Genomic DNA, 574 nt, shown 5'->3' with positions numbered 1-574 from the left:
CATCCAGTTCATTGGACAGCCCCGCCAGGCTTTCGGAATCCTGACGCGCGGCCTGGGCCAGCTCGGCCACCAACTGGGCATCGCCGTGGATCTGGCTGATGTGGCGGTTGATGTCCTCGGCCACCTGGTGCTGCTCTTCGGCTGCGGTGGCGATCTGGGTGTTCATGTCGCGAATGATGTCCACCGACTCGCGGATCTGACCGAAACTGTCGCGCGCCAGGCCGATGCGGCTGACCGACTGCTGCGAGACCTCCAGGCTGGCGTGCATCTGCTCGGCGACCTCGGCGGTGCGCGAGGCCAGGTTGCCGAGCAGGCCGTCAATCTCGGCGGTGGAATCGGCGGTGCGCTTGGCCAGGGCGCGTACCTCGTCGGCGACCACGGCGAATCCACGGCCCTGCTCGCCCGCGCGGGCGGCCTCGATGGCGGCGTTCAGGGCCAGCAGGTTGGTCTGCTCGGCGATCGAGCGGATGGTGCCGAGGATCGACTGGATAGCATTGCTGTCGCGCTCCAGCTGCTGGATCGACTGGGCCGACTGCTCGATCTCCTGGCTCAGGCGGTCCACGCTCTGCACCGC

At 67.9% G+C, this 574-nt stretch carries 1 protein-coding gene; it reads right to left on the bottom strand.

Annotated elements, in window-relative coordinates:
• Positions 1–574 (bottom strand): methyl-accepting chemotaxis protein (locus tag ACNFCH_RS25845; RefSeq protein WP_416744509.1); only part of this gene is annotated, 574 nt, incomplete at both ends.

It is taken from the genome of Pseudomonas sp. NY15354 (assembly GCF_048068075.1).
GTDB lineage: Bacteria > Pseudomonadota > Gammaproteobacteria > Pseudomonadales > Pseudomonadaceae > Aquipseudomonas > Aquipseudomonas guariconensis_C.
Note: the sequence above shows the minus strand (reverse complement) of the source record. Positions and strands in the feature narration are given on the sequence as shown.